This is a genomic window from Mesorhizobium sp. M8A.F.Ca.ET.021.01.1.1 (assembly GCF_003998025.1).
Taxonomy (GTDB): Bacteria; Pseudomonadota; Alphaproteobacteria; order Rhizobiales; family Rhizobiaceae; genus Mesorhizobium.
In genome coordinates, this window is record NZ_RZSJ01000909.1 from 1 (window position 1) to 1,440 (window position 1,440).

A 1,440-nucleotide genomic window follows, 5' to 3' on the forward strand; every position below is an offset into this window, starting at 1 on the left:
CCCTGGCGGTCCTTGCCGAAATGGAAATCGAAACCGGTCACGGCATGGGTGATGCCCAGCGTCCTCTCCAGCACATCGGTGACGAAGGCTTCCGCCGACAGCGAGGCGAAATCGCGCGTGAAAGGTTGCTCGACGAGCGCGGCAAAGCCCAGCAGCGACAAGAGCCGCGCCTTCATCGGTGGCGGCGTCAGCACGAAAAGCGGCAAATCAGGCTTGAAAACCGTTCGCGGGTGCGGTTCGAAGGTCAGCACCAGGGCCGGCACGCCACGCCGCTTGGCCTCCGCCAATGCCCGTTCGAGAACGGCCTGGTGGCCACGGTGGACGCCATCGAAATTGCCTATCGCAACGACGCCGCCTCGCAGATCGGCGGGCAGCGGCGCGGTTGTCGCAAGATGCTGGAACGCGACCATTGCCACCTACTGCAGCCTTGCGATGACGGCCACCGGACGATAGCCGTGCCGCTCCAGGAAGAGCCCAAGCCTTGCCGGATCCGGCCGGGATGGATCGCCGTAGTCGCGGGCGTGAATGCCGCCGGAGACATAGAGGACGTCGAAACCATTGTCGGCCGCGCCCTTGACGTCGGTCATCATGCCATCGCCGATCGCCAGTATTTGCGAACGCTCAACCGGCCGGCCGAGGATCTCGGCCACCTCCTTCATCGCGACCTCGTAGATCGGCGCATAGGGTTTTCCGGCGATCAGCGTGCGGCCGCCGAGCTGCGCGTAGTCGCGTGCGAGTGCACCGGCGCACCAGATGATCCGTTCGCCGCGCTCAACCATGATATCGGGATTGGCGCAGATGAATGGCAAGTTCCTGGCGCGCAACCGGCGCAGCAAGTCGGCATAATCCTCGGGTTTTTCAACCTCGTCGTCGAACAGCCCGGTGCACACGACGCCGGCGGCCTCGAATTCCTCGACGAGTTCGACATCGAGGCCATCGTAAAGGGTCAAATCGCGGTCGGCGCCGATGTGGAAGACTTTGCGTGGGCCCTCCGCGATCAGGTCGCGGGTCACGTCGCCCGAGGTCACCACACGGTCATAGGCTGACGGCGGAACGCCGATCACGCTCATCTGTGCCACGACATCAGCACTGCGGCGTGGCGAATTGGTGATCAGAACGACAGGAGTGCCGGTCGCCCTTGCCGCCGCCAGCGCGGCCGCGGCCGCCGGAAAATGCCACTCGCCATTGTGCACCACGCCCCAGACGTCGCAGAGAATTGCCGAATAGGCTTTCGACACGTCTTCGAGCGAGCCGACGATTTCGGGCGAATCCGCCATGCCGTTTCCTTCAGTATGATCGTTGCGGGTGCGGCGGCCGACGGTTCGCCGCAGCCGGTTCGAATTATCCGAACCGGCCCATGCTGTCACCAGCTTTCACCCGCATCGGCACGAATTGCGGCGCAAGCCGCGGCCTTTGATTGGTTAGCGGTTGGTGAAGCGC

The 1,440-nt window shown here is 64.2% G+C and carries 2 protein-coding genes; both read right to left on the reverse strand.

Annotated elements, in window-relative coordinates; translation table 11 throughout:
- Positions 1–410, reverse strand: a 410-nt coding sequence (locus tag EOA36_RS35335) for an adenylyltransferase/cytidyltransferase family protein (RefSeq protein WP_145969509.1), incomplete at its 3' end; no start/stop codon positions are given.
- 6 nt (positions 411–416) lie between these two features.
- Positions 417–1,277: a TIGR01459 family HAD-type hydrolase gene (locus EOA36_RS35340; protein WP_127281228.1), complete on the reverse strand. Its 861-nt coding sequence runs from the start codon at positions 1,275–1,277 to the stop codon at positions 417–419.
- Between the last annotated feature and the right edge of the window lie 163 nt (positions 1,278–1,440).